Raw genomic sequence first — 24,916 nt, 5'->3', positions numbered from 1 at the left:
ACGGGGAAAATACGGGATTCCGCCGATTCAAATTTGCTGGCTAACCTCTGCAAGTCGCTGACCTGCATGTTTGGAGCCGATGACGGGAATCGAACCCGCGTATTCAGCTTGGGAAGCTGATGTTCTGCCATTGAACTACATCGGCGGTGTGTGGCAGAGAGGTTAGCACCACCCAGCCGATACGCTCGTCGGGTGCTGCTCTCAGATCGTGACATCCGGGCCGAGATCGCTGCGAAACGCCTGGCCATTGAGCCCTTCGACGACGCTCTGGTGCAACCGTCGAGTGTGGATGTCCGCCTCGACAGCCTGTTCCGGGTCTTCAACAACACCCGGTACACCCACATCGACCCGTCGATTCAGCAGGACGAGTTGACCAGCCTGGTCGAGCCCACGCCGGGCGAGCCGTTCGTGTTGCACCCCGGTGAGTTCGTGCTCGGCTCGACGCTGGAACTGTGCACGCTGCCCGACGATCTGGCCGGCCGGTTGGAGGGCAAGTCGTCGCTGGGCCGTCTCGGTTTGTTGACGCACTCGACGGCCGGGTTCATCGACCCTGGCTTCAATGGCCACATCACGCTGGAGCTGTCGAATGTGGCCAATCTGCCGATCACACTATGGCCGGGCATGAAGATCGGCCAACTGTGCCTGCTGCGGCTGACCAGCCCGGCCGAGCACCCCTACGGCAGCGCCAAGGTCGGCTCCAAATACCAGGGCCAGCGGGGCCCGACCCCCTCGCGCTCGCACCTGAACTTCCTCAAGTCCTGACTCCCGCCGAACACCAAAGGCGGCGCCAAGGGTGGTACTGCATGCGGTACCGCTTTTCCAGACCACATATATGCCCCCGAAGCGTGCCCGAGAAGTCCCCTGGGAGCCCGTGAGCGTGCGCAAACTGCCGGCGAATCACGGCGTGTCGGGCAGCAGACTCGCACGCTCGGCGAGAGAAGCCCGCAGCCACACACGGTGAACTTTCGGTAACCCCCACGCAACACGAAACAATTCGGAAACACACTTGCCGCGCGGTTGAAACGCGGGACCGACATTCTCGTCGGGACCGAAGGAGACCGAGTTGCAAGAGATCGATCCTGCCGCCACGGCCTGGCTGCTCGCCAGCACTGCGCTCGTCCTGCTCATGACCCCCGGCTTGGCCATCTTCTACGGCGGCATGGTCCGCACCACCGGTGTGCTCAACATGATCATGATGAGCTTCATCTCGATCCCGCTCGTCACGGTCGCGTGGCTGCTGGTCGGATACACCCTGGCCTTCTCCGAGGACGCCGGCGGCGGCCTGATCGGAAACCTCAGCCACGTCGGCATGCTCGGCATCGATCCGACCACAGCTCGTGGCGCGGTCCCTGAACTGCTTTTCGCGACGTTCCAGCTGTCCTTCGCCATCATCACCGCCGCACTGGTCAGCGGGGCCATCGCCGACCGCGCCAAGTTCGCGGCATGGATGGTGTTCGTCCCGGCGTGGGCGATCGCGGTCTACGCCGTCGTCGCGCACTGGGTGTGGGGGCCCGGCGGTTGGCTGTTCGAACTGGGCGTCCTCGACTACGCCGGCGGCCTCGTCGTCGAGATCGTCTCCGGATCCTCCGCGCTGGCGCTAGCCCTGGTGCTCGGCCCGCGCATCGGGTTCAAGAAGGACGCCATGCGCCCGCACAACCTGCCGTTCGTGCTGCTGGGTGTGGGCCTGCTGTGGTTCGGCTGGTTCGGCTTCAACGCCGGCTCGGCTCTGGCCGCCAACGGTACCGCCGCGGCGATCTTCCTCAATACTCTCGTCGCCGGCTGCCTGGGCATGCTCGGCTGGCTGACCGTCGAACAGATCCGGGACGGCAAGCCGACGACGTTCGGCGCCGCATCGGGCGTGGTGGCCGGCCTGGTCGCGATCACGCCGTCGTGCGGAACCGTCAACACCCTGGGCGCGGTTGTCGTCGGGTTGGCCGCAGGTGTGGTGTGTTCGTTCGCGATCGGCTTGAAGTTCCGCTGGGGCTACGACGACTCCCTCGATGTGGTCGGCGTGCACTTCGTCGGCGGGGTGGTCGGCGTGCTGCTGATCGGGTTCCTTGCCACCGAGGTGATGACGGCCGGGCCCGAGGGCCTGTTCTACGGGGGTGGGCTCGCGCAGCTCGGCAAGCAGCTGCTGGGCGCGATCGCCGTCGCCGTCTACGCCTTCACCATGTCCTACCTACTGGCCAAGGCGATCGACCGGTTCATGGGCTTCCGGGTCAGCCCGGAGGACGAGACCACCGGCGTCGACTTCACCCAGCACGCCGAGACCGCCTACGCCGAGGGTGTGCACGGGCACTCGCCGCCCCGCCGCCCGGGCCCGTTCGGCGGGGCGCTGGGGCCGCTGACGCAACAACGGCCGGAATCAGTCGAAGATGACCAACCGGGATGAACCGGCCGGCGCTGTTTGTCGTCTTCCCGAGTAAGGTCTAAGTACCGGCGTCGGCGGGCACCGTGCCGTCGCGGTCCGACAAAACCTTCAGCGCTTCAGCTAATGCGCTCGGATGTAACGCTCGAGCTGTTTGCGCCGATGAAGGTTCTAGTTGTCGGCTCGTGCGGAATGTGTGCGCAATGACGACTTAGGCAGCGTAGCAAACACTTTGGAGGACTTGGTGGACATCGTATTGGGTGTGTCGATGACACCTACGACGGTCCGCATGGTGCTGGTCGAGGGGGAGAAAGCCGACGGCGTCACGGTCGATCACGACGCCTTCGACGTCACCGCAGACGCCGATTCGGCAACCATGAATGCAGCCGACCAGGTGGTTGCGGCTGTGCTCGGAACCCAGGAAAGCGCCGAGGCGGGCGGGCATCATCTGAAGTCGATCGGTGTCGCGTGGAGTGATCACACGGACGCGGCCGCGCTGCGCGACGCCCTGACCGCGCACGGCATCGAGAACGTCATGCTGGTCTCGGAGAGCCACGCCGCCGCGGCACTCGCGCAGGCCGTCGGGCGTGCGGTCGGATATGACACGACCGCGCTGCTGTTCATCGACCGCGACACCGCGACATTGTCGGTCGTACAGACCGACGACGGTTCGGTCGTCAAGGTGCTGGACCGCAGTCTGCACAGCACGGACGCGATGGCAGTACTGACCGAGATGGTCGCCGCTGTCGATGCGCAGGACTCCGCGCCGCAGGGCATGTTCGTCGTCGGTTCCGGCGTGGACGTCAGCTCGGTCAAGGCTCACCTGGAAAATCTCGTGTCGATGCCCGTCAGCGCCCCGGACGAACCGGAGCTGGCCCTGACCCGCGGCGCAGCGCTGGCCTCGGCCAATGCGCCCGCATTCGAGGCGACCACCGTCGGGCTGGCGTACTCACAGGATCCCGACGGCACCACAGCCGGCAGTGCCTACGCCGGGCTGGCCGGTCTGGCCACCCAGATGGCTCCGGTCGGTGACGACTTGGTCGACGACCTGAGCCACGCGGCCTTCGAGGAGGCCAGGGTTGACGAAGAACGCAAACCGTTCCTGCTTGTCGGTAGCGCATTGACGTCTGTGTTCGTGGTTGGCGTTGTGGCACTGGTTATTTCGCTCGCGGTGAGCATCCGGCCGACGGTCGATGAGCGGCCCGCGCCCGCGCAGGGCGCCGTGATCCCGAGTGCGCCGGCCCTTGCTCCGCCGCGGGCCCCGGTCCCGGAGGCCCCACCGCCGGTGCCGCAGGCCCCACCGCCGGCGCCTCCGCCCGAGACCATCAAGGCCCCGGTGCCAGTAGTGCAGGAAGCCCCGCAGGCTCCGCCGCCGCGCACGGTTTATGTCGAGCAGCAGCCCCAGGCCCCGGCGCCCGCACCTCCTCCCGCGGCCCCGCCACCGCCTCCGGCGCCAATCGCTCCGGCCCCGGTGCTGCCTGCGCCTGCGCCGATCTACCAGCCGCCGGGTTACCGTCCGCCGGTTGTCGTGGTGCCACGGGTTCCGTCGATCTTCCGGCCGCCGTGGCAGCCCGAGCCGTGGCAGCCGCAGCGCCCGCCGCATTACGACGAGCCCGAGTCTCCGTGGCAGCCGCCGTCGCATCAGGAACCGGACTGGCCTTACCCGGGTTCGGGTGGTTCCGGCTCCCATGACTCCGACGACTGGGGTCCAGGCTCCGGGTCTGGTAGCGGCTCGGGTGGCTGGAATCCCGGTGGATCCGGTTCCGGGCGTGACGGTGGCTGGAATCCGGGCGGCGGTTCGGGTGGGTCCGGCCGTGACGGTGGCGGCTCGCGCGGCGACGGTGGCGGCATGTGGCCGTTCCCGTTCGGCGGCGGACACTAGACGCGTTCTGACAAGTATCCCTATCCCGACTGGGGAGTGGGGATGCCTGGTGGCTTGCTGTGCCGAGTGTGCAGCCTTTGGTTGCAAAATTGCCTGAAACGCCGCAGAAGGCTGCATGTTCGCCGCAGTGTCGCGCTCATGACATCACTGACGGACCCCTAACTAGACGCACCCTGTAACGAGATCAACGAAATGGTTGGCCGCCCGCGACGGATACAACCGTTGCGTTGATTTCGCGGAGTAGTTAGGCGATACCCGCCACCAACCGTCATCTGACGTTGGTCTGCCGCTCAGTGTCGCGTAGCGGCTAGCTCATCGGGGCTGCCTATAGAGGCAGTATGCGATGCACCGTTTTCGGCACTGGGTATCTGGGCGCGACACATGCGGCGGGGATGGCCGAACTCGGCCACGAGGTCATCGGGGTCGACATCGACCCCGGCAAGGTGGCCAAGCTGGCCTCCGGGGACATCCCGTTCTACGAGCCCGGCCTGCGCAAGGTGTTGAACGACAACCTTTCCGCCGGCCGGCTGCGGTTCACCACCGACTACGACGAGGCGGCCGATTTCGCCGACGTTCACTTCCTCGGTGTCGGCACGCCGCAGAAGAAGGGCGAGTACGGCGCCGACCTGCGTCACGTGCATGCCGTCATCGACGCCCTGGTGCCGCAGCTGCGCCGGTCCGCGGTAATCGTCGGCAAGTCGACCGTCCCGGTCGGTACCGCCGCCGAACTGGCCGAGCGTGCCCGCCGCCTGGCCCCTGCGGACGTCGACGTCGAGGTGGCGTGGAACCCGGAGTTCCTCCGCGAAGGTTTCGCGGTGCACGACACATTGCATCCGGACCGCATTGTGATTGGGGTGCAGAAGGATTCAACGCGCGCCGAGGCGGCGATCCGCGAGCTGTACGCCCCGCTGCTCGCCGAGGACATCCCGTTCCTGGTGACTGACCTGCAGACCGCTGAGCTGGTCAAGGTCTCGGCGAACGCGTTTCTGGCGACCAAGATCTCGTTCATCAACGCGATCTCGGAGGTGTGTGAAGCAGCCGACGCCGACGTCACGCTGCTGGCCGACGCGTTGGGCTACGACCCGCGCATCGGGCGTCGGTTCCTCAACGCCGGCCTGGGATTCGGCGGCGGCTGCCTGCCCAAGGACATCCGGGCGTTCATGGCCCGCGCCGGTGAACTCGGCGCCAACCACGCGCTGACGTTCCTGCGGGAAGTCGACAGCATCAACATGCGCCGACGCACCGCCATGGTGGAGTTGACCACCAGGGCCTGCGGGGGATCGCTGCTGGGTGCCAACATCGCCGTGCTCGGTGCGGCGTTCAAACCCGAATCCGACGATGTGCGGGATTCACCGGCACTCAACGTCGCGGGCATGCTGCAACTCAACGGGGCCACGGTCAACGTCTACGACCCCAAGGCGATGGAGAATTCTCAGCGGGTGTTCCCGACGCTGAACTATTCGACCTCGGTCCTCGAGGCCTGTGAACGCGCCGATGCCGTCCTGGTTCTCACTGAGTGGGCGGAGTTCGTCGAACTCGACCCTGCCGCGCTGGCCGGCACCGTGCGCGCCAAAGTTGTTGTGGATGGCCGCAACTGCCTGGACGTCGAGCGTTGGCAGCAGGCGGGGTGGCGGGCGTACGCATTAGGCCGCGGCGCCAAAACCACTGTTTGACAGTTGTAGAACAGCCTGCCCGGTCGTAGGCTCGGGCCATGCGGGAACGGATCCGTTGGCTGGCCCTGCACGGGGTGGTTCGTGGTTTGTCCACGATGGGAATGCGCAAGGGGGACCCTCAGGCCAGACTCATCGCCGACCCGTTGGTGCGGGCTGATCCGGCCTCGTTCGCCGACGAATTGCGGGGCCGCGGCCCGGTGATCCGCTGCCGCGCGGTGCTGCTGACCTTCGACCACGCCGTGGCCAACGACCTGCTGCGGTCCGAGGATTTCCACGTCAGCTCGCTGGGCTCGAACCTGCCCAAGCCGCTGCGCTGGGTCATCGCCAAAACCGACTCCGGGCTGCTGCACCCGATCGAGCCGCCGTCCCTGCTGTCCATCGAACCGCCCGAACACACCCGCATGCGCAAACTGGTGTCCTCGGTGTTCACCACGCGTGCGGTCAAACGCCTACGGGACCGGGTAGAGGAAACCGCCGTCGAACTTCTCGACGGCCTCGGTGCCCCCGGCAGCGACACCGTCGATGTCGTCGACCGCTACTGCTCGAAACTGCCCGTCGCGGTCATCGGCGACATCCTCGGCGTACCCGAGGCGGATCGGCCCAACATCCTGCATTTCGGCGAACTCGGTGCGCCCAGCCTCGACATCGGCCTGTCCTGGGCCCAATTTCAGCAGGTCAACGAGGGCATTGCCGGGTTCGACAGCTGGCTGACCGGGCATCTGCGCCAGCTGCGCCGCAACCCGGGTGACGACCTGATGAGCCAGATCATCACCGCGTCCGACAACGGCGAAGCCGGGGAACCGTTGACCGAGCGGGAGATGAAAGCCCTTGCCGGACTGGTGTTGGCGGCCGGATTCGAGACCACCGTGAACCTGCTGGGCAACGGCATCCGGATGCTGCTGGATCACCCCGAGCATCTCGACACCCTGGCCGCCCGCCCCGAGTTGTGGGCAGGCGCCGTCGAGGAGATCCTGCGACTCGACTCGCCGGTGCAGTTGAGCGCCCGCGTCGCCGCCCACGACACCGAGGTGGCCGGAATGCCGGTGCAACAAGGCGAATTGATCGTGATCCACCTGGCCGGCGCCAACCGTGACGCCAAGGTGTTCGCCGATCCGCACCGCTTCGACATCGAACGCGTCAACGCCGGACGGCATCTGTCGTTTTCCGGTGGTCGGCACTTCTGCCTGGGCGCGGCACTGGCCCGCGCCGAGGGGGAGGTGGGGCTGCGCGCGTTCTTCGAGCGCTATCCCGACGCGCGGCTGGCCGGCGGCGGGGCGCGTCGCGACACTCGGGTGCTGCGTGGCTGGTCGACTCTGCCGATCGCGCTCGGGAACGCGCGTGCGGCGGTAGGTTCATGATGTGGATTTCCGAGCCGCCCTGCTCGACCAGACCCGGGCCTTCGGGGAGCTGACCGCCGCAGGCGATCCCGACACTCCCGTCCCGACGTGCCCGGACTGGACGTTCAAGCAACTGTTCCGTCATGTCGGCCGGGGAAACCGTTGGGCCGCACAGATAATCGCCGATCGGCGGGTTACCGAGCTGGACCCGCGGGACGTGCGCGACGGTAAACCGCCCGAGGACCCCGCGGCCGCGCTCGAATGGCTCAACGCTGGCGCCGCGCTGGTCCTCACCGCCGTCGATCAGGTCGGCACCGACGCCCGGGTGTGGACGTTCCTCGGTCCACGTCCCGCGGGCTGGTGGATCCGCCGCCGCGTGCACGAGGTGGCAGTACACCGGGCCGACGCCGCAATGGCGCTGGGCGCCGACTATGACCTGCCGGCGGAACTGGCATCCGACGCGATCAGCGAGTGGCTCGAGCGGGTGTGTGTCGAGGCCAAGAAGTACCATCGCGTCCCTCTGGACCCCGGGCAGAGCGTGCACCTGCACGCCACCGACGACGGCCTCGGGCCGGCGGGGGAGTGGACGGTGGTCAACGACGAAGACGGGGTGTGGTGGTCGCACGATCACGGTAAGGGTGGTGCCGCTGTCCGCGGACCGGCCAAAGACCTGCTGCTGCTGACCACCGGGCGCGGCACCGCGGCCGATCTCGGCCTGGAGTTGTTCGGTGACACCGCGATCTGGGATGCCTGGGTCGCCCGGACACCGTTCTGAGTGGCGTACGTTTCGTTCATGACCACATCGGAGATCGCGACGGTTCTGGCCTGGCACGACGCGCTGAACGAGAAGGACTTCGACACCCTGGTCGCGCTGTCCAGCGACGACATCGAGGTGGGTGACGCGGCCGGCGCCGCACAGGGCCATGAGGCACTGCGGGCCTGGGCCGAATCCGTGGACGCCACCGCGGCGCCCGGACGGATGTATGTGCACGACGGCGTCGTCGTCGTGGAGCAGACGGTCACCACGCCCGACGGCGGCACCACGACGGGCGCATCGGCGTTCCGGGTGGTGCACGATCACGTCACCTCGGTGTTCCGCCACGAGAGCCTGGCGTCTGCGCTGGCCGCGACCGACCTGACCGAACAGGACCTCACCGGCTGATGCGAGGCATCATTCTGGCCGGCGGGTCGGGCACGAGGCTGTACCCGATCACCATGGGTATCAGCAAGCAACTGCTGCCCGTGTACGACAAGCCGATGATCTACTACCCGCTGTCCACCCTGATGATGGCGGGCATCCGCGACATCCAGGTGATCACGACCCCCGACGATGCACCGGCATTCCACCGGCTCCTCGGCGACGGTTCGGATTTCGGCGTCAACCTCAGCTACGCCGTCCAGGACCAACCCAATGGACTCGCCCAGGCCTTCGTCATCGGCGCCGACCACATCGGGCCCGGCAAGGTGGCATTGGTGCTGGGCGACAACATCTTCTACGGCCCGGGCCTCGGCACCAGCCTGCGCCGCTTCCACAACGTCACTGGCGGAGCGATTTTCGCGTACCGGGTGGCCGATCCGTCAGCCTACGGGGTGGTGGAGTTCGCCGCCGACGGCACCGCGTTGTCCCTGGAGGAGAAGCCCGCGACACCGAAATCGCACTACGCGGTTCCCGGGCTGTACTTCTACGACAACGACGTCGTCGAAATAGCCCGCGGATTGCGCCCGTCGGCCCGCGGCGAATACGAGATCACCGAGATCAACCAGGCCTACCTCAACCAGGGCAGGCTGACGGTCGAGGTACTGGCCCGCGGCACGGCATGGCTGGACACCGGCACATTCGACTCGCTACTCGACGCCAGCGACTACGTCCGCACCATCGAACGTCGGCAGGGCCTGAAGATCAGCGTGCCCGAGGAGGTCGCCTGGCGCGTCGGCTTCATCGACGATGACCAGTTGGCCGCGCGGGCGCACACGCTGCTCAAATCTGGTTATGGCGCTTACTTGCTGGAATTGCTGGAGCGCTGACGCCGCAACCTGTTCCGCCATGTCCACGGTGAGTGCGGAGTAGCGTCGGGAGCATGGAGTAGTTCGAGAACTCTGAGAAGGAATGGCCATCATGGCGAACGAGAGAATGGAGAAACCGGAAGTCGGTTTGGGACACGTCGCGGAACACGCGACTGTCGAACACCGTCATGTCGACGAGCACGCGGCGCTGTACGACAGGCATCTGGCCGCGCACGAGAGTCTCTATGCGCGACACCGAGAAGCGCATGCGCGCCTGGCCGAGAGGCACATCACCGATCATGAACGGGCAACCGACGCGGCGTCGGCGCGACGGGTAGCCGTGTCCGGGTGGCACGCCGGCCAGCACCTGGGCATGGCAATCCGCCAAGCGTCCGAGATCGCCTGGCTGAACGTGCGGCACGCCAGGGAGCGTGTTGACTTGGATCGCCGCCACGCGATGGAGCTCGTCACCCAGGAGCGCCGACATGCGCGGGAAGATCGGCACGGAGTGCCTAAAGCGTCATAATCCGGGGAGCACCTTGTCGAGGGTCACGGGCAGCTCCCGCACCCGGACCCCGGTGGCGTGGTAGACGGCGTTGACCACTGCCGCGGCCGCGCCGACGATCCCGATCTCACCGGCACCGCGCGATCCCATCGGGTTGAAGTGCTCGTCGACCTCGTCGAGCCACATCGCGTCGATGTCGGCCACGTCGGCGTGCGCGCTGATGTGGTACGTCGCGAGGTCCTGTGTGACGACGTGCCCGAAGCGCGGATCCCGGACGCTTTCCTCGTGCAACGCCATGGACAACCCCATGGTCATTCCGCCGATCAACTGTGAGCGCAGGGTCCGCGCATTGATGGCCCGACCCACCGAGAACACCCCCAGCATCCGCGGGATACGGATCTCCGCGGTGTCGCGGTTGACGTGCGCCTCGACGAAATGCGCACCGAAGGACTGCACGGTGAACTTGTCGGCGTCGGGATTCTCCGGCGCCTCCGCAGCCGTCGTCGCACCGACTGCAGGCCGGTCACCGTGGTCGCGCCGAAACTGCCTGGCCGCGGCAACGATTGCCGAACCCCACGACGTGATGCCCGACGATCCACCCGCCACCGAGGCGGGCGGCAGGTCGGTGTCCCCGATCTGCAGGTCCACCGCTCCGAGGTCGCATCCCAACGCGTCGGCCGCGATCTGCGTCAACGTCGTCCACGTTCCGGTGCCGATATCGGCCGCACCGATCTGCACCGTGTAGCGCCCTTCAGCGGCGTAGCTGACGCGGGCCGAGTTGCCCGGCATCGCCATGCCGGGATAGGTGGCCGCGGCAACGCCGGTGCCGGTCAACCACTCTCCGGTGCCGCGTGGGGTGGGCTGCGGATCGCGTGGCGCCCAACCGAAGCGCTCCGCGCCGACCTTGAGACACTCGACGAGGTGGCGCCCCGACCACGGTTTGCCGGACTCCGGGTCCACATCGGGTTCATTGCGGATGCGCAACTCGATGGGATCGACGTTGCAGGCCACCGCCAGTTCGTCCATCGCGACTTCGGCCGCGAACGTCCCGGGGCACTCACCCGGTGCCCGCATCCAGAACGGGATGGGCACGTCGAGTGCGGCCAGCCTGTGGGATGTGCGCCGATTCGCCGAGGCGTACATCTTGCGGCTGGTGACAGCGGTCTGCTCCGCGAATTCCTTTACCGCCGACGTTTGTTCGACGACGTCGTGCACGATCGCGGTGAGCCGGCCGTCGCGGTCGGCACCCAACCGCAGCCGCTGGATCGTCGGGGTGCGGTAACCGACCAGGGCGAACATCTGCTGGCGGGTGAGCGCGAGTTTCACCGGCCGTCCGCCGCTGCGCTGCGCGGCCATCAGGGCCAGCACGTCATGGGCGTGCGGCGCCCCCTTGGAGCCGAACCCGCCACCCACATGCGGGGCGACCACCCGCAGCTGTTCGGGTTCCAGGCCGAAGAGGGGCGCCAGCGTCTTGCGCACCACGTGCACGCCCTGAGTGGAGTCGTACAACGTCACTGAGCTGTCGCGCGTGGCCCACTGTGCGATGCACGCATGCGGTTCCATCGGATTGTTGTGCTCGATCGGGGTTGTGTAGGTCTGGTCGACGCTCACCTCGGCGGCGGCAAGCGCCGCCTCGACATCGCCGTCGTCGCTGTCCGGTGGGAACGACGGATTGACCGACTCAGGCGTGTACAGACCGGGGTGGTCAGCGCTCAGTTCCACGTCGTGCGGCTCTTCGAGGTACTCGGTCTCGACAAGAGCCGCTGCATCCCTTGCGGTCTCGGCGGATTCGGCGACCACTCCGCCGATCAGTTGGCCACGGAAATGCACCCGGCTGTCCTGCAGAATCGCCAGTTCGCCGTCGGAGGTGTCGGCCAGTTCAGGCGCGTCGAACACGGTCAGCACGTCGAGCACACCGTCGAGCTCGCGGGCCGCCGTGGTGTCCATCGTCAATACGCGGCCCCGTGCGATCGTGGCCTGGATCGGATGCAGGTATGTCGGCTGATCGACCTGATGCTCGAAGGCATAGGGTGCGGTGCCGGTGACCTTGGCGCGGCCGTCTTTTCGGGCGACCGGGTTGCCGATGACGTGCGGCTCAAGCATCGTCATGGTCGCCTCCTTGCCGTCAGCATGCGCAGTTGGGCGATCAGTGTGCGCCGGGCGAGCTCGACCTTGAACTCGTTGCCCGGCAGCGGTTCGGCGTGGGCGAGTTCGGCATCGGCCGCGGCGGCGAAGACCTCGTCGGACGGCTGATCGCCGGTCAGGATCTGTTCGGCCCGCCGCGCCCGCCACGGTTTGTGTGCCACGCCACCGAAAGCGATTCGGGCCGAGCCGATTTGGAATGTCTGCGTGAACGTCAGCTCAGCTGCCACCGACACCAGCGCGAACGCGTATGACGCGCGGTCGCGCACTTTGCGGTAGTCCGATACCGCGTCGAGCGGCGGCACGGGCAACTCGACGGCGGTGATGAGTTCTCCGTGCTGAAGCACCGTGTCCCGATGCGGTTCGTCGCCGGGCAATCGATGAAAATCGTCGATCGAGATTCGTCGTTCGCCATCGGTGCCCTGCACCACCACCTGCGCGTCCAGGGCGGACATCGCCACCGCCATGTCCGACGGGTGCACCGCGATGCAGTCCGGTGAGGCGCCCAGGATCGCGTGATAGCGGACATACCCGCCGAGCGCGGAGCAGCCACTGCCGGGAACCCGTTTGTTGCACGGGGTGGTGACGTCCTGAAAGTACACACATCTGGTGCGTTGCAACAGATTCCCCGCGGTGGTCGCCGCGTTGCGCAACTGTCCCGATGCGCCGGACAGCAAGGCGCGCGCGAGCATCGGATAGTGGGAGCGGATCACCGGGTCGGCGGCCAGGTCGCTGTTGCGGACGTTGGCGCCGATGCGTACGCCGTCGTCGATGAGGACGGTCTCCGCCAGGTCGAGGCGGCTGACGTCGACGAGCAGGTCCGGTTCGGCCACACCCAGTTTCATGTGGTCGACGAGGTTCGTGCCGCCGGCGAGATAGGCGGCCTGCGGGTGCTCGGCCAGGGTGGCGACCGCGTCGGCGGGGCTGGTGGCCAGGTGGTATTCGAACGGTTTCACCGGGTGGCCGCCCGTTCGATCGCGGTGACGATGTTCGGGTAGGCCGCACATCGGCAGAGGTTGCCGCTCATCCGTTCTCGAATCTCGTCATCGGTGAGCACCGGACTGACCTCCAGGTCATCGGTGACATAGCTCGGCGCGCCGGCCTTGGCCTCGTCCAGCATGCCCACGGCCGAGCAGATCTGGCCGGGCGTGCAATAGCCGCACTGGAAGGCGTCCTCGTCGTAGAACGCCTGCGCCACGGGGTGCAGATCCTCGCCGTGGCCCAGGCCGGCTGCGGTGGTGATGTGCGCGCCGTCGGCCGCGACGGCGAACGCCAGGCAGGAGACGACGCGACGGCCGTCGACCAGGACGGTGCACGACCCGCACTGGCCGTGGTCGCAGCCCTTCTTAGGGGCCGTCACCCCCAGGCGTTCACGCAGCGCATCCAGCAGTGTCACGCGGTTGTCGACGGTCAGGCGGCGCTCGGCTCCGTCGACCTCAAAGGTCACTTCAGTGACGTGGGGCTGGCTCACGATCGCCGGGTACCCGCGGGCCCGAGAGCCAAACGCGGGTATCAGCGCCTAGCGGCGTGGGGTGTCGCCAGGATCGCGGCGATAGCCGTCGTCAACGGCACCGACAAGGCCAGGGCAATGCCGCCCACCGCGGACCGGGCGATCTCGATGGCCACGCTCTCACCGGTCAGCACGTCACCCAGCGACCGGTTGGCCACACTGAACAACAGCAGGAGCGGCAGGGCACTGCCGGCGTAGGCCAGCACCAGGGTGTAGACGGTGCTCGCGATGTGGTCACGGCCGACCCGCATCGCGCCGGCGAACACCGACCGCCGGGTGCCGCCGTGCTCGGCGAGCTCGAACACCGCCGAGGCCTGCGTGATCGTGACGTCGTTGAGCACACCGAGTGAGCCGATGATGAACCCGGCCAGCAGCAGCCCGGTGATCGACACATTGCCCAGATACGCCGCGACCTCGTTGTTCTGGTCTTCGGACAACCCGGTGAGGTGTGCCACTTCGATTGCCGCCCAGGACAATATCGCCGCCAACACCAGCGAGGTGAGCGTGCCGAGCAGGGCGGCGCTGGTGCGCAAGCTGACACCGTGGGCCAGGTAGATCACCGCGTACAGGATCGCCGCCGAGGCCACCAGCGCCACCGGAACGGCTGAGGCGCCGTCCCGCAACGCGGGCAGCAGGAACACCATGAGCACTCCGAACGCCACCACGATGCCGACCAGTGCGCGCAGCCCGCGCCAGCGGGCGACCGCCACGATCACCAACGCGAACACCACCGCCAGCCCGATCAGCGGCCACGTGCGCTCGTAGTCGAAGAATGCGTAGCTGGTGGAACCGGCGGAGTCGACGGTTCGGCTCAGCCGAACACTGTCACCCGCGAGCAGATTCGGCTGGCCGGGCCCGCCGCTGAACTCCAGCAAGGTGTTGGCGCCTTTGTTGGGCCCCGAATCGATGGCCACAAGGTTCTGCACGCACTGTCCGCCGTCCCCGGGCGCCTCGATCGGGTCTGCCGTCAGCACACCTCCCGTCGACGGGCTCCCACAATTGGCCAGGCTGCTCGACAACACGTGGCCGGCTTCCGTGGTCACCGCGCCACCCGCGGCGTTCTGGAACGGCAGCGGGATGTCCACCTTCTGCTGGCTCGGCCACAGCAGGGCCGCACCCGCGATCACGGCGACGCCGATGGCGACCAGCAGGCCGACCACGATCTTGGCGGCCAGCGGGCCCAGCGGAGCCGGGCCGCTCAGCGAATGCGAGTGGGAATGCGAATGCGACACCCGGTCAGGGTAGGCGAATCGGGTAGTGCACCAGTGAATCGAGTAGTGCGCTAACAGCCTGATGAGACTCCGGGTAGTTCGGCCCCTGCTCCGTCATATATTGGAACGCGTTGCAAAAGTGAATGCTGTGGAGATCGTTTCTCAATAGCGTCCTGCCGTCAGCACGCGTCGCCGCCAACTCGCCGCGTGGCAACTCCGCACCACGATGAAGGGCTCTCCCTGGTGAGCAGAGTGTGGGCGGTCTTCGCGCGGCCCGTCTTAGTCGCATCGGTACATCAGGAGCACCCAGGCCGTAGCGACCGCGATCACGACTCTTGATCCTCCGGAGACACCCGCGCTGGAGGCGCCCAAGGCCGAGGTGACCAAAACCATGCCGAAGTCTGACAGCGACGACAGCTAGCTAGCTGCGATTCGGCCGCGCCGTTTACGCAGACTGGCAAATTGTCCACGGGGTCAACGCCGGGGCGGTAGTGTCCCGGGCTGTGTCACTGGACGTGTGGAACGGCGAGCGGACGCAGACACCGCGAATCGTCCTGGCACAGCAGGACGTGGTGGCGCGTGGCTTACGTCTGCGGTTCGTGACCGAGCAGATCAATGAACCGACCGACTGGTGCTGTTTCGACGACTCGCGGCACCTCATTTATGTGCACCGCAAGGGAAGTCCGCACTCGATGGAGACGGTCCAGGATTGGGGGCCGCAGGACAGCGGGCCGCCTCGGATAGGCGACATCTGGGTGGTGCCCGCCACGCAGGGATGTGCCTCGCTGGTCCAGGGCAGTGAGCCAACGGGATTCTGCGAGATCGCCATTCCCGTGCAGGCAGTCGGCGACGAGGCTCTGATGCCGCGTGTCAAGAAGCGTGATCCGTTGACCTATCAGCTGACTGAGCGATTGGCCAAGCTCGACGGCCGTGACGTTGGGCTGGCTCGGCTGCTCAAAGACTCTCTGGCGGAGACGCTTCGACTGCACATCGTCGACACGTGCGTAGTAGCCAGAGGCCGGCGCAAATCGCGACGCGATGCCTTGGATGCCGCCACCCGGTCGGCTCTTGTCGAGTATCTCGAGGACGGCCTGGAATCGGAGATCACACTGCAGACGTTGGCCGATCTCGCAGACATGTCAGTCGGCAGATTCATCAAGGCTTTTGCCGCCGCGTTCCACACCACTCCTCACCAGTACCTGCTGGACCTGCGTATCGACCGAGCCAAGTCGATGCTGATGACGACACCGCAAACCATCACCGAAATCAGTGCAGCGGTCGGCTTTACGACACCCAACCACTTCGCGACGGCATTTCGCCGCCGGGTCGGGGTTTCTCCGAGCGGGTATCGCCAAAACCGCTGAGGCGCTTGGCAAGCGGACCCCACCGAAGCCGGTGGGGCCCGATTGTCGCGGCGGATGGTTACTGGCTGCTGTCGCTCTGCGAGTCGCCCGAACCGTCCGAGTCGCTTGCCTGCGAACCGGCGGGACTGCTTGTCTCGGAACCGGCGGACGTGCTGCGCTTTGCACCCAGGCCTTCGGCAGCGTTCCTGATGTCGGCGCCGATCTTCTTGACAGCGCCCTTGATTCCGTCACCGATGCCCTTGAGCGGTTTCGCCCGGTCCGCGTCCGCGACGCTGATTCCGGTCTTGCCCGGTATCGCGATCGGACTCTTACGCACCAGTGGGGTAGCAGTACCGTTGGTTTGGCCATCGCGGGCAGGGGGAGCGGCGGTGAGGGTGGCCTCCGCCGTGGCCGTATCTGGGGCTTCCTCATCCGTGCCAGTTTCGGTGGCCGTACTCACTGGTGAGACGTCGAGTTCCTCGCTGGGCGAACCGACCTCCAGTGCAACTGTCTTGGCGGCCGGGGATGGCAACGACACGATGTCGGCAACCGCGCTGGGAGCGGCGGGTGGGGTTATCGCCGCCGCAATTGCCTGAGGAATGTGTACCAACAGAGCGCTGCCAAGGCTCCACCCGCTGGAGGTGGCAGGGGTGAATGTCAGAATGCCCCCGACCCTTCTGCCGAACCGGTTGACATATCCATTGACGACCGCATCGGTGAGATCGGCGGGGGCGTTCACAATCGTGCTGAGCGCAGCGAGTGGGTCGCCGGCTTCGCCGGCGTCAACGAGCGCTTGCCCGGAAATGGCCAGCTGTTGGATCCCCATTTGTACCGTGGCCAAAAGACCAAAGCCAGTCCGTCCCACGAGCCCGGTATCGAACATCGACGTCTTGACAATCGTCTCCAAGGCGGCAGTCACGTTCGCCGATATCTGGTAAGGCACGGCAAGGAGGTCGAGCATTGTGAACAGGGTGGTCGCCAGCCCACTGAGGGCGCTTGAGATCTGAGTCTGAGCTCCTATCACGTCACCTTGCGAGAGGCTTTCGATGATCACCGGAAGCGACGCAGGCAGAGTGGACCCAATGCCGGTCCCTTGTTCCGACGTTAACCACTGGGCGAGTCCGGTGGCGGTTGTCGTCAGTGAGGTGCCGATCATGCTCGCGTACGCGTTTTGATTGGCGATGATCTGCCGCAGCACCGGCGCCGGGTTGGTTGCTGCCATGTCGACAAGCACTGACAGGCTGGTGTTCGTTGTTTCGAGCACCTCTACCCATCGCGTGATGGGGTTGACGAATGACTCGGCTAGAGCGGTCAATTCGACGGCGGCGGTTGAGTAGACCGCCGGAACCATTGTGTCCGGCAGCGCCGGGGGCGGGCTTACGAGGCTGAACGCGATGGCGCCGGCGGTGGCCACGGCTGCACCGGCTGTCGCGTAGGGCCGCAGGGCAGTACGCAAGTTTTGTCTCCTCTGATCAACGATGCCGGTCTTGGTGACCTGCGGTGTCGAACCCTATCTCCGACGAGACCGAGGAAAACGCAAACTGTGTAACACGTTCTAAAAGCCGGGGTGAGACACGGCAATCTAATTGTATGAATGGTAGCTAGGCAACCGTAGTTACGTTATGGCGTGCCGAATTAGCTATTTTTCGGTTAGCTGGTCGGCCACGCAACCACACACGACAATTATTGAAACATGTTTCAAAAAGTGAACGCGGTTCGACCTCAACGCCAGGTCCACCGCCGACCCGGTCAGCGCGACTCTACTGCCGGTAGCTGGCCAGGAAATTGCCCAGCCGCTCGATCGCGCTGGACAGGTCACGTGACCAGGGCAGGGTGACGATCCTGAGGTGATCCGGTGTGGGCCAATTGAATCCGGTGCCCTGCGTCAACAGGATCTTCTCCTGCAATAGCAGGTCGAGAACCAGCTGTTCGTCGTCCTCGATCTCGTGCACCTCGGGATCGAGGCGGGGGAACGCGTAGAGCGCACCGGAGGGTTTCACACACGACACCCCGGGGATCTCATTGAGCTTCTCCCACGCCACATCTCGCTGTTCAAGTAACCGGCCGCCCGGCAGCACCAGATCGTCGATGCTCTGATGGCCGCCGAGTGCCACCTGAATGGCATGCTGCGCAGGCACATTCGGGCACAACCGCATGTTGGCCAGCAGGCTGATGCCCTCGATGAAGCTGCTCGCGTGTTCTTTCGGTCCGGTGATGACCAGCCAGCCGGACCGGTACCCGGCCACGCGGTAGGCCTTGGAAAGCCCATTGAACGTCAACGTCAGCACGTCGGGCGCCACGGATGCCATCGCGATGTGCTTGGCGTCGTCGTAGAGGATCTTGTCGTAGATCTCGTCGGCCAGCAGCATCAGCTGATGCTTGCGCGCCAGTTCAGCGATCTGCTCCAGGGTTTCGCGGCTGTACACCGCGCCCGTGGGGTTGTTCGGGTTGATCACCACGATCGCCTTGGTGCGTTCGGTGATCTTGGATTCCAGGTCGGCGACGTCGGGATTCCAGCCTTGGGTCTCGTCGCACAGGTAATGCACCGGGGTGCCGCCGGCCAGTGACGTCGACGCCGTCCACAGCGGGTAGTCCGGCGCCGGGATGAGCACCTGGTCGCCGTTGTCCAGAAGGGCCTGCAGGGTCATGGTGATCAGTTCGGAGACGCCGTTGCCGAGATAGACGTCGTCGACATCGAACTTGGGGAAACCGTCCACCAGCTCGTAGCGGGTGAACACCGCGCGCCGCGCGCTGGGGATGCCCTTGGAATCGGAATAGCCCTGCGCGTTCGGCAGCGCCTGGATCATGTCGCGCATGATCACGTCGGGAGCCTCGAAGCCGAACGGGGCGGGATTGCCGATGTTCAGTTTGAGGATGCGGTGACCTTCGGCCTCCAGCCGTGAGGCGTGCTCGTGTACCGGCCCGCGGATCTCGTACAGGACGTCCTGCAGCTTCGTGGACTGGGTGAACGTGCGCGGCTTCGGGTGGTGCCCGGTGCCCTGCCACGGCAACTGATGGGTAGTCACGCCCACAATGGTCTCATCACCGTCCACTGAATTTGGAATTTGCCGATTGCAGGGGTCTCGATCGCCACAGTCGGGACGCTCCGGTGGGCACTGTGCCGAGCGTGCAGGTTTTGGTGATCACGGGGCGAAAAAACCGAAATAACCGACACGTTCGCCACAGGGGCTGGTCCATGACATCACCGTTGCCGACCGCCGAAACGCCGAGCGGCCACTGGACAAGGGTGTTTGTCAGCGTTTGCCGGGGCGCTTTGCCCCGGGCTTGATGCCCAGGCCCACGACCGGGGGTTCGGGCTCGGCCGGCGCAGCCTCCGCAGGCTTCTCGGCGGCCGGTTCCGGCGTGGGCTCGGCCGCAGGCGCCGACGGGGCGGCCTTCTTCGCACCTGGGCGACGTGCGCCGGTGGCGATGCCCAGGCCGACGACCGGAGGCTCGGGCTTGGCGGGTTCGGCCGGTGCGGGAGGTGCTTCTGCGGCCGGGGAGTCCGTTGCGGGAGCGGACGCAGCGGGGGCGGCCTTCTTGGCACCCGGACGCTTGGCGCCGGAAGCCAGGCCCAGACCCTTCACCGGTGCGGCCGGTGCGGGAGGTGCCTCTGCGGTCGGGGAGTCCGTTGCGGGAGCGGACGCAGCGGGGGCGGCCTTCTTGGCACCCGGACGCTTGGCGCCGCCGGCCAGGCCGAGACCCTTGACCGGTGCCGCGGGGGCAGCGGGTGCTTCAGGCGCAGCGGATGCGGCTGGGGCGGCTTTCTTGGCGCCGGGACGCTTCGCAGCGCCTGCCATGCCAAGACCCTTGACGGGGGCCGGAGCCGCCGCGGGTGCGGCGGACGCAGCCGGCGCGGCTGTCTTCTTGGCACCCGGACGCTTCGCGGCGCCGCCCATCCCCAGGCCGGTGACGGGCTTGGCTTCTGCGGTCGTCTCTTCTGCCGGAGCCTCGGCCGGCGCGGCTTCCTCGACTGCGGGCGCAGCGGCTTCGGCCTTCGCCTCGGCCTCGGCGCGCACGGCGGCACGCTCCTCGGATGCCTTTGCCGCAGTGCCCTTTTCGGGCAACGTGATGGCGCTCTTGTCCAGCGACCCGAGCAGCAGCTGTGCCACGTCGAGCACCTCGGCCTTCTCCACATTGCGCGCCGCGGCGACGTCGTCGACACCGTCGGTGATCATCACGCGGCAGAACGGGCAGCCGGTCGCGATGGTCGAGGCGGTGTCCATGGCCTCTTCGGTGCGTTCCACGTTGACGCGCTTGCCGATGTGCTCTTCCATCCACATCCGCGCGCCGCCGGCACCACAGCACAGGCCGCGGTCGGCGTGGCGGGGCATTTCCTTCAGCGTCACACCGGAGGCCTCGACCAGCTCACGCGGCGCCTCGTAGACCTTGTTGTGCCGGCCCAGGAAGCACGGGTCGTGGTAGGTGACCGGGGCGCCGTTCTGCTCGCCGACGGATTTGACCGGCACGAGCTTCTTGTCGCGAACCAGGCGGTTGAGCAGTTGGGTGTGGTGCACCACGGTGTAGTTGGCACCGAGCTGTGGGTACTCGCGACCGATCGTGTTGAAGCAGTGCGGGCAGGTCACCACGATCTTGCGGTCGACTGTCTCGACACCCTCGAACAGCTCGTTCATGGTCTCGACGTTCTGCGCGGCAAGCTGCTGGAACAGGAACTCGTTGCCGGATCGGCGAGCCGAGTCACCAGTACAGGTCTCACCGGTGCCCAGCACCAGGAACTTCACGTCCGCAGAGGCGAGCAGTTCGGCGACGGCCTTGGTGGTCTTCTTGGCCCGATCCTCGTAGGCGCCGGCGCAACCGACCCAGAACAGGTACTCGAAGCCGTCGAAGGATTCCACGTCCTGGCCGTAGACCGGGACGTCGAAGTCGACCTCGTCGATCCAGTTGGTGCGGTCCTTGGCGTTCTGGCCCCAGGGGTTGCCCTTGGTTTCCAGATTCTTGAACAGCACGCCGAGCTCCCCGGGGAACTCGGACTCGACCATCACCTGGTAGCGGCGCATATCGACGATGTGATCGATGTGCTCGATGTCCACCGGGCACTGCTCGACGCATGCGCCGCAGTTCGTGCAGGACCACAGCACGTCGGGATCGATGACACCGCCCTGCTCCTCGGTGCCGACCAGCGGACGCAGTGCCTGGTCAGGGCCGGAGCCGGTGATGCGTTCGAAGCCGTCTTCGGGCACACCGTGCCCGTGGTCGCTGTGGTCCAGCTTGGAGAAGTCGACCGAGCCCTCCTCGGGCATCGGCTTGCCTTCGATGATGTAGGGAGCCTTGGCGAACAAGTGGTCGCGCAGGTTCATGATCAGCAGCTTGGGCGACAGCGGTTTGCCGGTGTTCCAGGCCGGGCACTGCGACTGGCACCGACCGCACTCGGTGCAGGTCGCCATGTCGAGGTTGCCCTTCCAGGTGAAGTCCTCGATGCGGCCCTTACCGAACACCGCGTCCTCTGCGGGATCCTCGAAGTCGATCTTCTCGCCCTTGTACTCCATCGGCAGCAGCGGGCCGAGGCCGTCGGGCAGACGCTTGAAGGTGACGTTGATCGGGGCCAAGCCGATGTGCAGGTGCTTGGAGTGCAGCACGATCAGCAGGAAGGCCAGCATGACGCCCAGGTGGGCCAGCAGCGCGATGGTCTCCAGCCACACATTGGCGGTGTGACCCAGCGGAGCCAGCAGCGCGGCCATGCCGTCGGAGAAGAACGCGCCGGACTGGTACGGGAAGTCCTCGCCCAGCACGTTGACAGCCGCACCACGGAACACCGCGTAGGTCGCGATGACCAGGAAGATCATGAACAGGATCGTCCAGGCGCCACCGTTGTGTGAGCCGTAGAACCGGGATTCGCGGCCGAGCTGCTCGGGGTTCTTACGGATGCGGATGATCGCGAAGATGATGATGCCCGCCAGCACTGCTGCCGCGAAGAAGTCCTGCAGAAAGCCCAGCACCGGCCACCGGCCGACGAGCGGAATGTGGAACTCGGGGTTGAACAGCACACCGTAGGCCTCGAGGTACACCGTGGCGAGGACGAAGAAGCCCCACATGGTGAAGAAGTGCGCGATACCGGGGATCGACCACTTGAGGAGCTTCGACTGGGCGAAGACTTCCTTGTTCTGGTTCAGGAAACGCTGGACGAGGTGGTCCTTGCGGCCGCGCTCGTCGCCGACCGTCTGTCCCGAGCTGATCAGCTTGGTCAACCACAGCATGCGCTTGGCGGCGAACACCAGCACGATGAGCGTGGCGAGCACACCGAGCGTCAGCCGCGACAGAAACAGGGTGTGTTCGAGACTCTCCACAGAAACGCCTCCATTCGCGAGTTACCCGACGGTAACTTCAGCATGGTTACCCGTCGGTAACATAGCTTCGTTCAGCTCATAGTGACATTTCTGTGTTTCTTGCCGCTACCGAGGCTTACCTAACCTCGGGGTTGCTGTGGTACACGTCTCACCCCTGCCCCAGCATGGCTCGCAGCATCGACAGCATCTCCGAGCGGGATTCCGCGCCGAGTCGCCGGCGGATCCGGGCCACATGATGTTCGACGGTCTTGGCCGAGATGAACAACTGACTACCTATATCTCGGTAGGGCATGCCGAGCAGCAGCAACTCGGCGACTTCCCGCTCCCGGTCGGACAGCCGGGCCGGAGCGGCGCCGGATTGCCGGGTGGTGACCGGACTCGTCGCCTCCGGCGCCGCCTCGTCGACTGCGCTGCTCTGCTTGAGGTCGCGGGCCAGTTGCAGCATCGCCTGGGATACCCGGCCGTCGGGGGTCTGCAGTGCGGCCTGACTTGCCAACCGGGTCCCGTCCCAGGTCAGGCCGAACTGGGCCAGTCCGCGGGCGGCCGCGGTGACCTCATCGGTGTCGACGTGATTGGCCAGCACCCGCAACCAGATCCGCCCGGCGTTGGCCAGTGCCCGGGCGAACGCACTCTGTTCGGCGGCGGCCGTCAATGCCTGGCCGTGCGGGGCCACCGCGCCGGGGGAATTGGTCAGAATGCCTGCGTGCACCCCCGCCCAGTGCAGCGGCACCGACCACAGCACCGGCTTTCCCAATCCCTCGAGCAGTGCAAAGGCCTCGGCCAGGGCGTGTTCCAGCCGGTCGACCTGCCGCATTCTCGCGCCGGCCACCCACAGCTCACCCAGCGGAAGTAGCGAGAACAAGTCGATCGAGTACTCGGCGAGCACCTCCATGGCCGCATACCAGTATTTCTGGACAGCGCCGCTGTCTCCGCTGCGACGGGCGATCGCGGTGCGCAGGGCTGCTGCCCACAACGCGTCCCGCCGGTGCAGCGCGGCGCTGTCATCGGCGGCTGACACGTCGGCGCCGGCCGCGGCCAACTGCCCGTCCTGCATCTTCACCCAACCCAGCAACAGCCGGTGCCGGTGCGCGGTGAACGCCGCCGAACCGGGCCCGTTCTCGTCGCCGGCGCGTACCGCCCTGCCGATTACGCTGCGCGCCCGCACCGGATCGCCGCCGTGCAACGCGGCGAGCGTCACGAGCGCCGCAGCGGTGTCGGGGGCGACGCCGGCGGCCTGGTGTTCGGTGGTGACGGCCTGGCCCAGTCGTGCGACCGTGACGGCGAACGGTTGGTCGAGGGACATCAGCAATCCGTCGGCGAGGTTGCGGGCAGCGCGCGCCGTCGACGTCGGTGGGCCGGCAAGCTCGGCGCTGATCGTCGAGCGGGCCGAAGCCGCGTCGCCCGAGGCGAGCAAGACGGTGGCGCCGGCTGAACTGACCGCGGCGTCCGGATACGGGCCGAGCCATCGGAACAGATCGGCCGCCTGCGCCGCGCTGCCGTCATGCATCGCGACACTCGCCGCGATCCGCACGGCGGCGGCGCGTTCGGCCTCGTCGTCGGAGCTGAGCAGTTCATCGGCCATCTGCCCGGCCATGGTGCAGTCACCGGCCAGCGCCAGCACGTCGGCGAGCCGAGTGCTCACCGCCGCGGCGCCCGCCTGCGCCGCGGCCCGGTACAGCCGCGCCGCCCGTGCCGGCTGGCCGTGTGCTTGTGCGGCATGTTCGGTGAGCGCGTCGGCCAGCCGATCGTCACGCAATCCGTGTTCGGCCATCCGCAGCGCGAGTTCGGCTGGCAGCGTGGACAATTCGAGCTGCGAGCTGAGCAGTGCGGTCTCGATCTCGTGATGGCGCGCGGTCCCGGCGATCTGAGCGATGCACTCGTGCACCAACCGCAGAAATCGCGGATCGTGCGAAGGCTCGACCAGTCCTCCGGCGCGCGCGGAGTCGACGAGGGCCAACGCGTCGGGGCCAGTCAGACGCAGGGCCGCGGCGACGTCGTCGGGGCCCAAATCCACGCTCAGCGACGTGATCAGCAGCGCGTCACGGGTCCGTTCGTCGACGCGGCGCAACCGCTCGATCAACGCGAACCGCGCCGCCTCCTCGGGCGCTTCCGAGGAGGCCGCCGCCTGTACCAGGAAGGGCAGACCCGCGGTCGCCGTCAGGATCGACCGGACGGTTTCCGGCGGCGGGGGTGCGCCGAGCGCCGCCGTGACGATGCGATTGACCTCGGCGGCCGGCAAGGCGCCCAGCGCCGCCACCGGGTTCTCCCGCTCCAGCGCGGTTATCAGTGCACGGAGCGCCGGTCGATGCGCGAGCGGTTCGGTCGCGACCACCACGGTCGACGTCGGATCAGCGATTTGTTCTGTGAGACAGGCAATTTCAGCGTCGTCGAGCAACTGTGCGTCGTCGACGACAACCGCAGCGTCCGAGTTTTCCCCGGACCGTGGGGGCCGGGTGAGCACGGTGCGGCCATCGTTGCGCAGCGCGGCACGGACCGTGGCCAGCACACTGCTCTTCCCCGTGCCGATTCCGCCGGACACCAACAGCTTCGCCGGCAGGGCCGGCGCGGCGAGCACCTGGCCGACGGCCTCACGGGCGGCCGGCGGCAGATCCGTGAGACTCGGGTTGGACATCTCG

The 24,916-nt window shown here is 66.7% G+C and carries 18 protein-coding genes and 1 tRNA gene; 10 read left to right on the top strand and 9 right to left on the bottom strand.

The window, feature by feature from the left end; genetic code table 11:
* Positions 1-71: 71 nt before the first annotated feature.
* Positions 72-145, bottom strand: a tRNA-Gly gene (locus tag ABQF30_RS28085).
* Between the two features lie 47 nt (positions 146-192).
* On the opposite strand from ABQF30_RS28085, the gene dcd reads away from it, so the two are divergent.
* The 9 genes from dcd to ABQF30_RS28040 all read left to right on the top strand — a co-directional run bounded on the left by dcd (position 193) and on the right by ABQF30_RS28040 (position 9,790).
* A complete protein-coding gene (gene dcd / locus ABQF30_RS28080; RefSeq protein ID WP_448470047.1) occupies positions 193-762 on the top strand; it encodes a dCTP deaminase in 570 nt (189 codons plus the stop codon).
* 301 nt (positions 763-1,063) lie between these two features.
* Positions 1,064-2,392 carry an ammonium transporter gene (locus tag ABQF30_RS28075; RefSeq protein WP_448470045.1) on the top strand — a complete coding sequence of 443 codons (1,329 nt, stop codon included), beginning with the start codon at positions 1,064-1,066 and terminating at the stop codon, positions 2,390-2,392.
* A 220-nt stretch (positions 2,393-2,612) separates the two neighbouring features.
* Positions 2,613-4,250 carry a DUF7159 family protein gene (locus ABQF30_RS28070; protein WP_448470043.1) on the top strand — a complete coding sequence of 546 codons (1,638 nt, stop codon included), beginning with the start codon at positions 2,613-2,615 and terminating at the stop codon, positions 4,248-4,250.
* A 338-nt stretch (positions 4,251-4,588) separates the two neighbouring features.
* Positions 4,589-5,923: a UDP-glucose dehydrogenase family protein gene (locus ABQF30_RS28065; RefSeq protein ID WP_448470041.1), complete on the top strand. Its 1,335-nt coding sequence runs from the start codon at positions 4,589-4,591 to the stop codon at positions 5,921-5,923.
* A 38-nt stretch (positions 5,924-5,961) separates the two neighbouring features.
* Complete coding sequence (locus tag ABQF30_RS28060; RefSeq protein WP_448470039.1) at positions 5,962-7,281, top strand: cytochrome P450; 1,320 nt, start codon at positions 5,962-5,964, stop codon at positions 7,279-7,281.
* Between the two features lies 1 nt (position 7,282).
* Positions 7,283-8,035 (top strand): maleylpyruvate isomerase family mycothiol-dependent enzyme, encoded by a 753-nt coding sequence (locus tag ABQF30_RS28055; protein WP_448470037.1) that lies wholly within the window; start codon positions 7,283-7,285, stop codon positions 8,033-8,035.
* Positions 8,036-8,053: 18 nt separating this feature from the next.
* On the top strand, positions 8,054-8,422 hold the full coding sequence (locus ABQF30_RS28050) for a nuclear transport factor 2 family protein (protein WP_448470035.1): 369 nt from the start codon (positions 8,054-8,056) through the stop codon (positions 8,420-8,422).
* Entirely contained in the window at positions 8,422-9,285 is an 864-nt protein-coding gene (gene rfbA / locus ABQF30_RS28045; protein WP_448470033.1) for a glucose-1-phosphate thymidylyltransferase RfbA, read from the top strand. Before ABQF30_RS28050 ends, rfbA begins: the two co-directional genes overlap by 1 nt.
* 91 nt (positions 9,286-9,376) lie before the next feature.
* Complete coding sequence (locus ABQF30_RS28040; RefSeq protein WP_448470031.1) at positions 9,377-9,790, top strand: hypothetical protein; 414 nt, start codon at positions 9,377-9,379, stop codon at positions 9,788-9,790.
* Here ABQF30_RS28040 and ABQF30_RS28035 read toward each other — a convergent pair.
* Genes ABQF30_RS28035 through ABQF30_RS28020 form a run of 4 tightly spaced genes read right to left on the bottom strand, consistent with a single transcriptional unit; the run spans position 9,785 to position 14,653 of the window.
* The gene (locus ABQF30_RS28035; RefSeq protein ID WP_448470029.1) at positions 9,785-11,878 is read right to left on the bottom strand and encodes a xanthine dehydrogenase family protein molybdopterin-binding subunit; all 2,094 of its coding nucleotides are present in this window, start codon (positions 11,876-11,878) and stop codon (positions 9,785-9,787) included. The two genes, ABQF30_RS28040 and ABQF30_RS28035, sit on opposite strands and share 6 nt — an antisense overlap.
* Positions 11,875-12,867 carry an FAD binding domain-containing protein gene (locus ABQF30_RS28030; RefSeq protein WP_448470027.1) on the bottom strand — a complete coding sequence of 331 codons (993 nt, stop codon included), beginning with the start codon at positions 12,865-12,867 and terminating at the stop codon, positions 11,875-11,877. The genes ABQF30_RS28035 and ABQF30_RS28030 overlap by 4 nt, the downstream gene beginning before the upstream one ends.
* The gene (locus ABQF30_RS28025; protein WP_448470025.1) at positions 12,864-13,382 is read right to left on the bottom strand and encodes a 2Fe-2S iron-sulfur cluster-binding protein; all 519 of its coding nucleotides are present in this window, start codon (positions 13,380-13,382) and stop codon (positions 12,864-12,866) included. The genes ABQF30_RS28030 and ABQF30_RS28025 overlap by 4 nt, the downstream gene beginning before the upstream one ends.
* A 41-nt stretch (positions 13,383-13,423) precedes the next feature.
* Positions 13,424-14,653 carry a YibE/F family protein gene (locus tag ABQF30_RS28020; RefSeq protein WP_448470023.1) on the bottom strand — a complete coding sequence of 410 codons (1,230 nt, stop codon included), beginning with the start codon at positions 14,651-14,653 and terminating at the stop codon, positions 13,424-13,426.
* Positions 14,654-15,135: 482 nt separating this feature from the next.
* On the opposite strand from ABQF30_RS28020, the gene ABQF30_RS28015 reads away from it, so the two are divergent.
* The gene (locus ABQF30_RS28015; RefSeq protein ID WP_448470021.1) at positions 15,136-15,996 is read left to right on the top strand and encodes a helix-turn-helix domain-containing protein; all 861 of its coding nucleotides are present in this window, start codon (positions 15,136-15,138) and stop codon (positions 15,994-15,996) included.
* A gap of 58 nt (positions 15,997-16,054) precedes the next feature.
* Here the strand turns inward: ABQF30_RS28015 and ABQF30_RS28010 are convergent, their stop codons facing one another.
* From ABQF30_RS28010 to iniR, 4 genes are all read right to left on the bottom strand, one after another.
* Complete coding sequence (locus tag ABQF30_RS28010) at positions 16,055-17,173, bottom strand: hypothetical protein (RefSeq protein WP_448470019.1); 1,119 nt, start codon at positions 17,171-17,173, stop codon at positions 16,055-16,057.
* A 562-nt stretch (positions 17,174-17,735) separates the two neighbouring features.
* On the bottom strand, positions 17,736-19,010 hold the full coding sequence (locus ABQF30_RS28005; protein WP_448470090.1) for a pyridoxal phosphate-dependent aminotransferase: 1,275 nt from the start codon (positions 19,008-19,010) through the stop codon (positions 17,736-17,738).
* 219 nt (positions 19,011-19,229) lie between these two features.
* The gene (locus ABQF30_RS28000; protein WP_448470017.1) at positions 19,230-22,280 is read right to left on the bottom strand and encodes a (Fe-S)-binding protein; all 3,051 of its coding nucleotides are present in this window, start codon (positions 22,278-22,280) and stop codon (positions 19,230-19,232) included.
* Between the two features lie 148 nt (positions 22,281-22,428).
* Positions 22,429-24,912: an isoniazid response ATPase/transcriptional regulator IniR gene (gene iniR, locus ABQF30_RS27995; RefSeq protein ID WP_448470015.1), complete on the bottom strand. Its 2,484-nt coding sequence runs from the start codon at positions 24,910-24,912 to the stop codon at positions 22,429-22,431.
* Positions 24,913-24,916 lie beyond the last annotated feature (4 nt).

The organism is Mycolicibacterium sp. XJ870 (assembly GCF_053483975.1).
This window is presented reverse-complemented; position numbering and strand designations above follow the sequence as displayed.

Excerpts from the sequence above, each read along its gene's own strand:
- rfbA (WP_448470033.1), top strand. The coding sequence starts at position 8,422 with ATGCGAGGCATCATTCTGGCCGGCGGGTCGGGCACGAGGCTGTACCCG.
- ABQF30_RS28050 (WP_448470035.1), top strand. The coding sequence starts at position 8,054 with ATGACCACATCGGAGATCGCGACGGTTCTGGCCTGGCACGACGCGCTG.
- ABQF30_RS28065 (WP_448470041.1), top strand. The coding sequence starts at position 4,589 with ATGCGATGCACCGTTTTCGGCACTGGGTATCTGGGCGCGACACATGCG.
- ABQF30_RS28060 (WP_448470039.1), top strand. The coding sequence starts at position 5,962 with ATGCGGGAACGGATCCGTTGGCTGGCCCTGCACGGGGTGGTTCGTGGT.
- ABQF30_RS28035 (WP_448470029.1), bottom strand. The coding sequence starts at position 11,878 with ATGACGATGCTTGAGCCGCACGTCATCGGCAACCCGGTCGCCCGAAAA.
- iniR (WP_448470015.1), bottom strand. The coding sequence starts at position 24,912 with ATGTCCAACCCGAGTCTCACGGATCTGCCGCCGGCCGCCCGTGAGGCC.
- ABQF30_RS28040 (WP_448470031.1), top strand. The coding sequence starts at position 9,377 with ATGGCGAACGAGAGAATGGAGAAACCGGAAGTCGGTTTGGGACACGTC.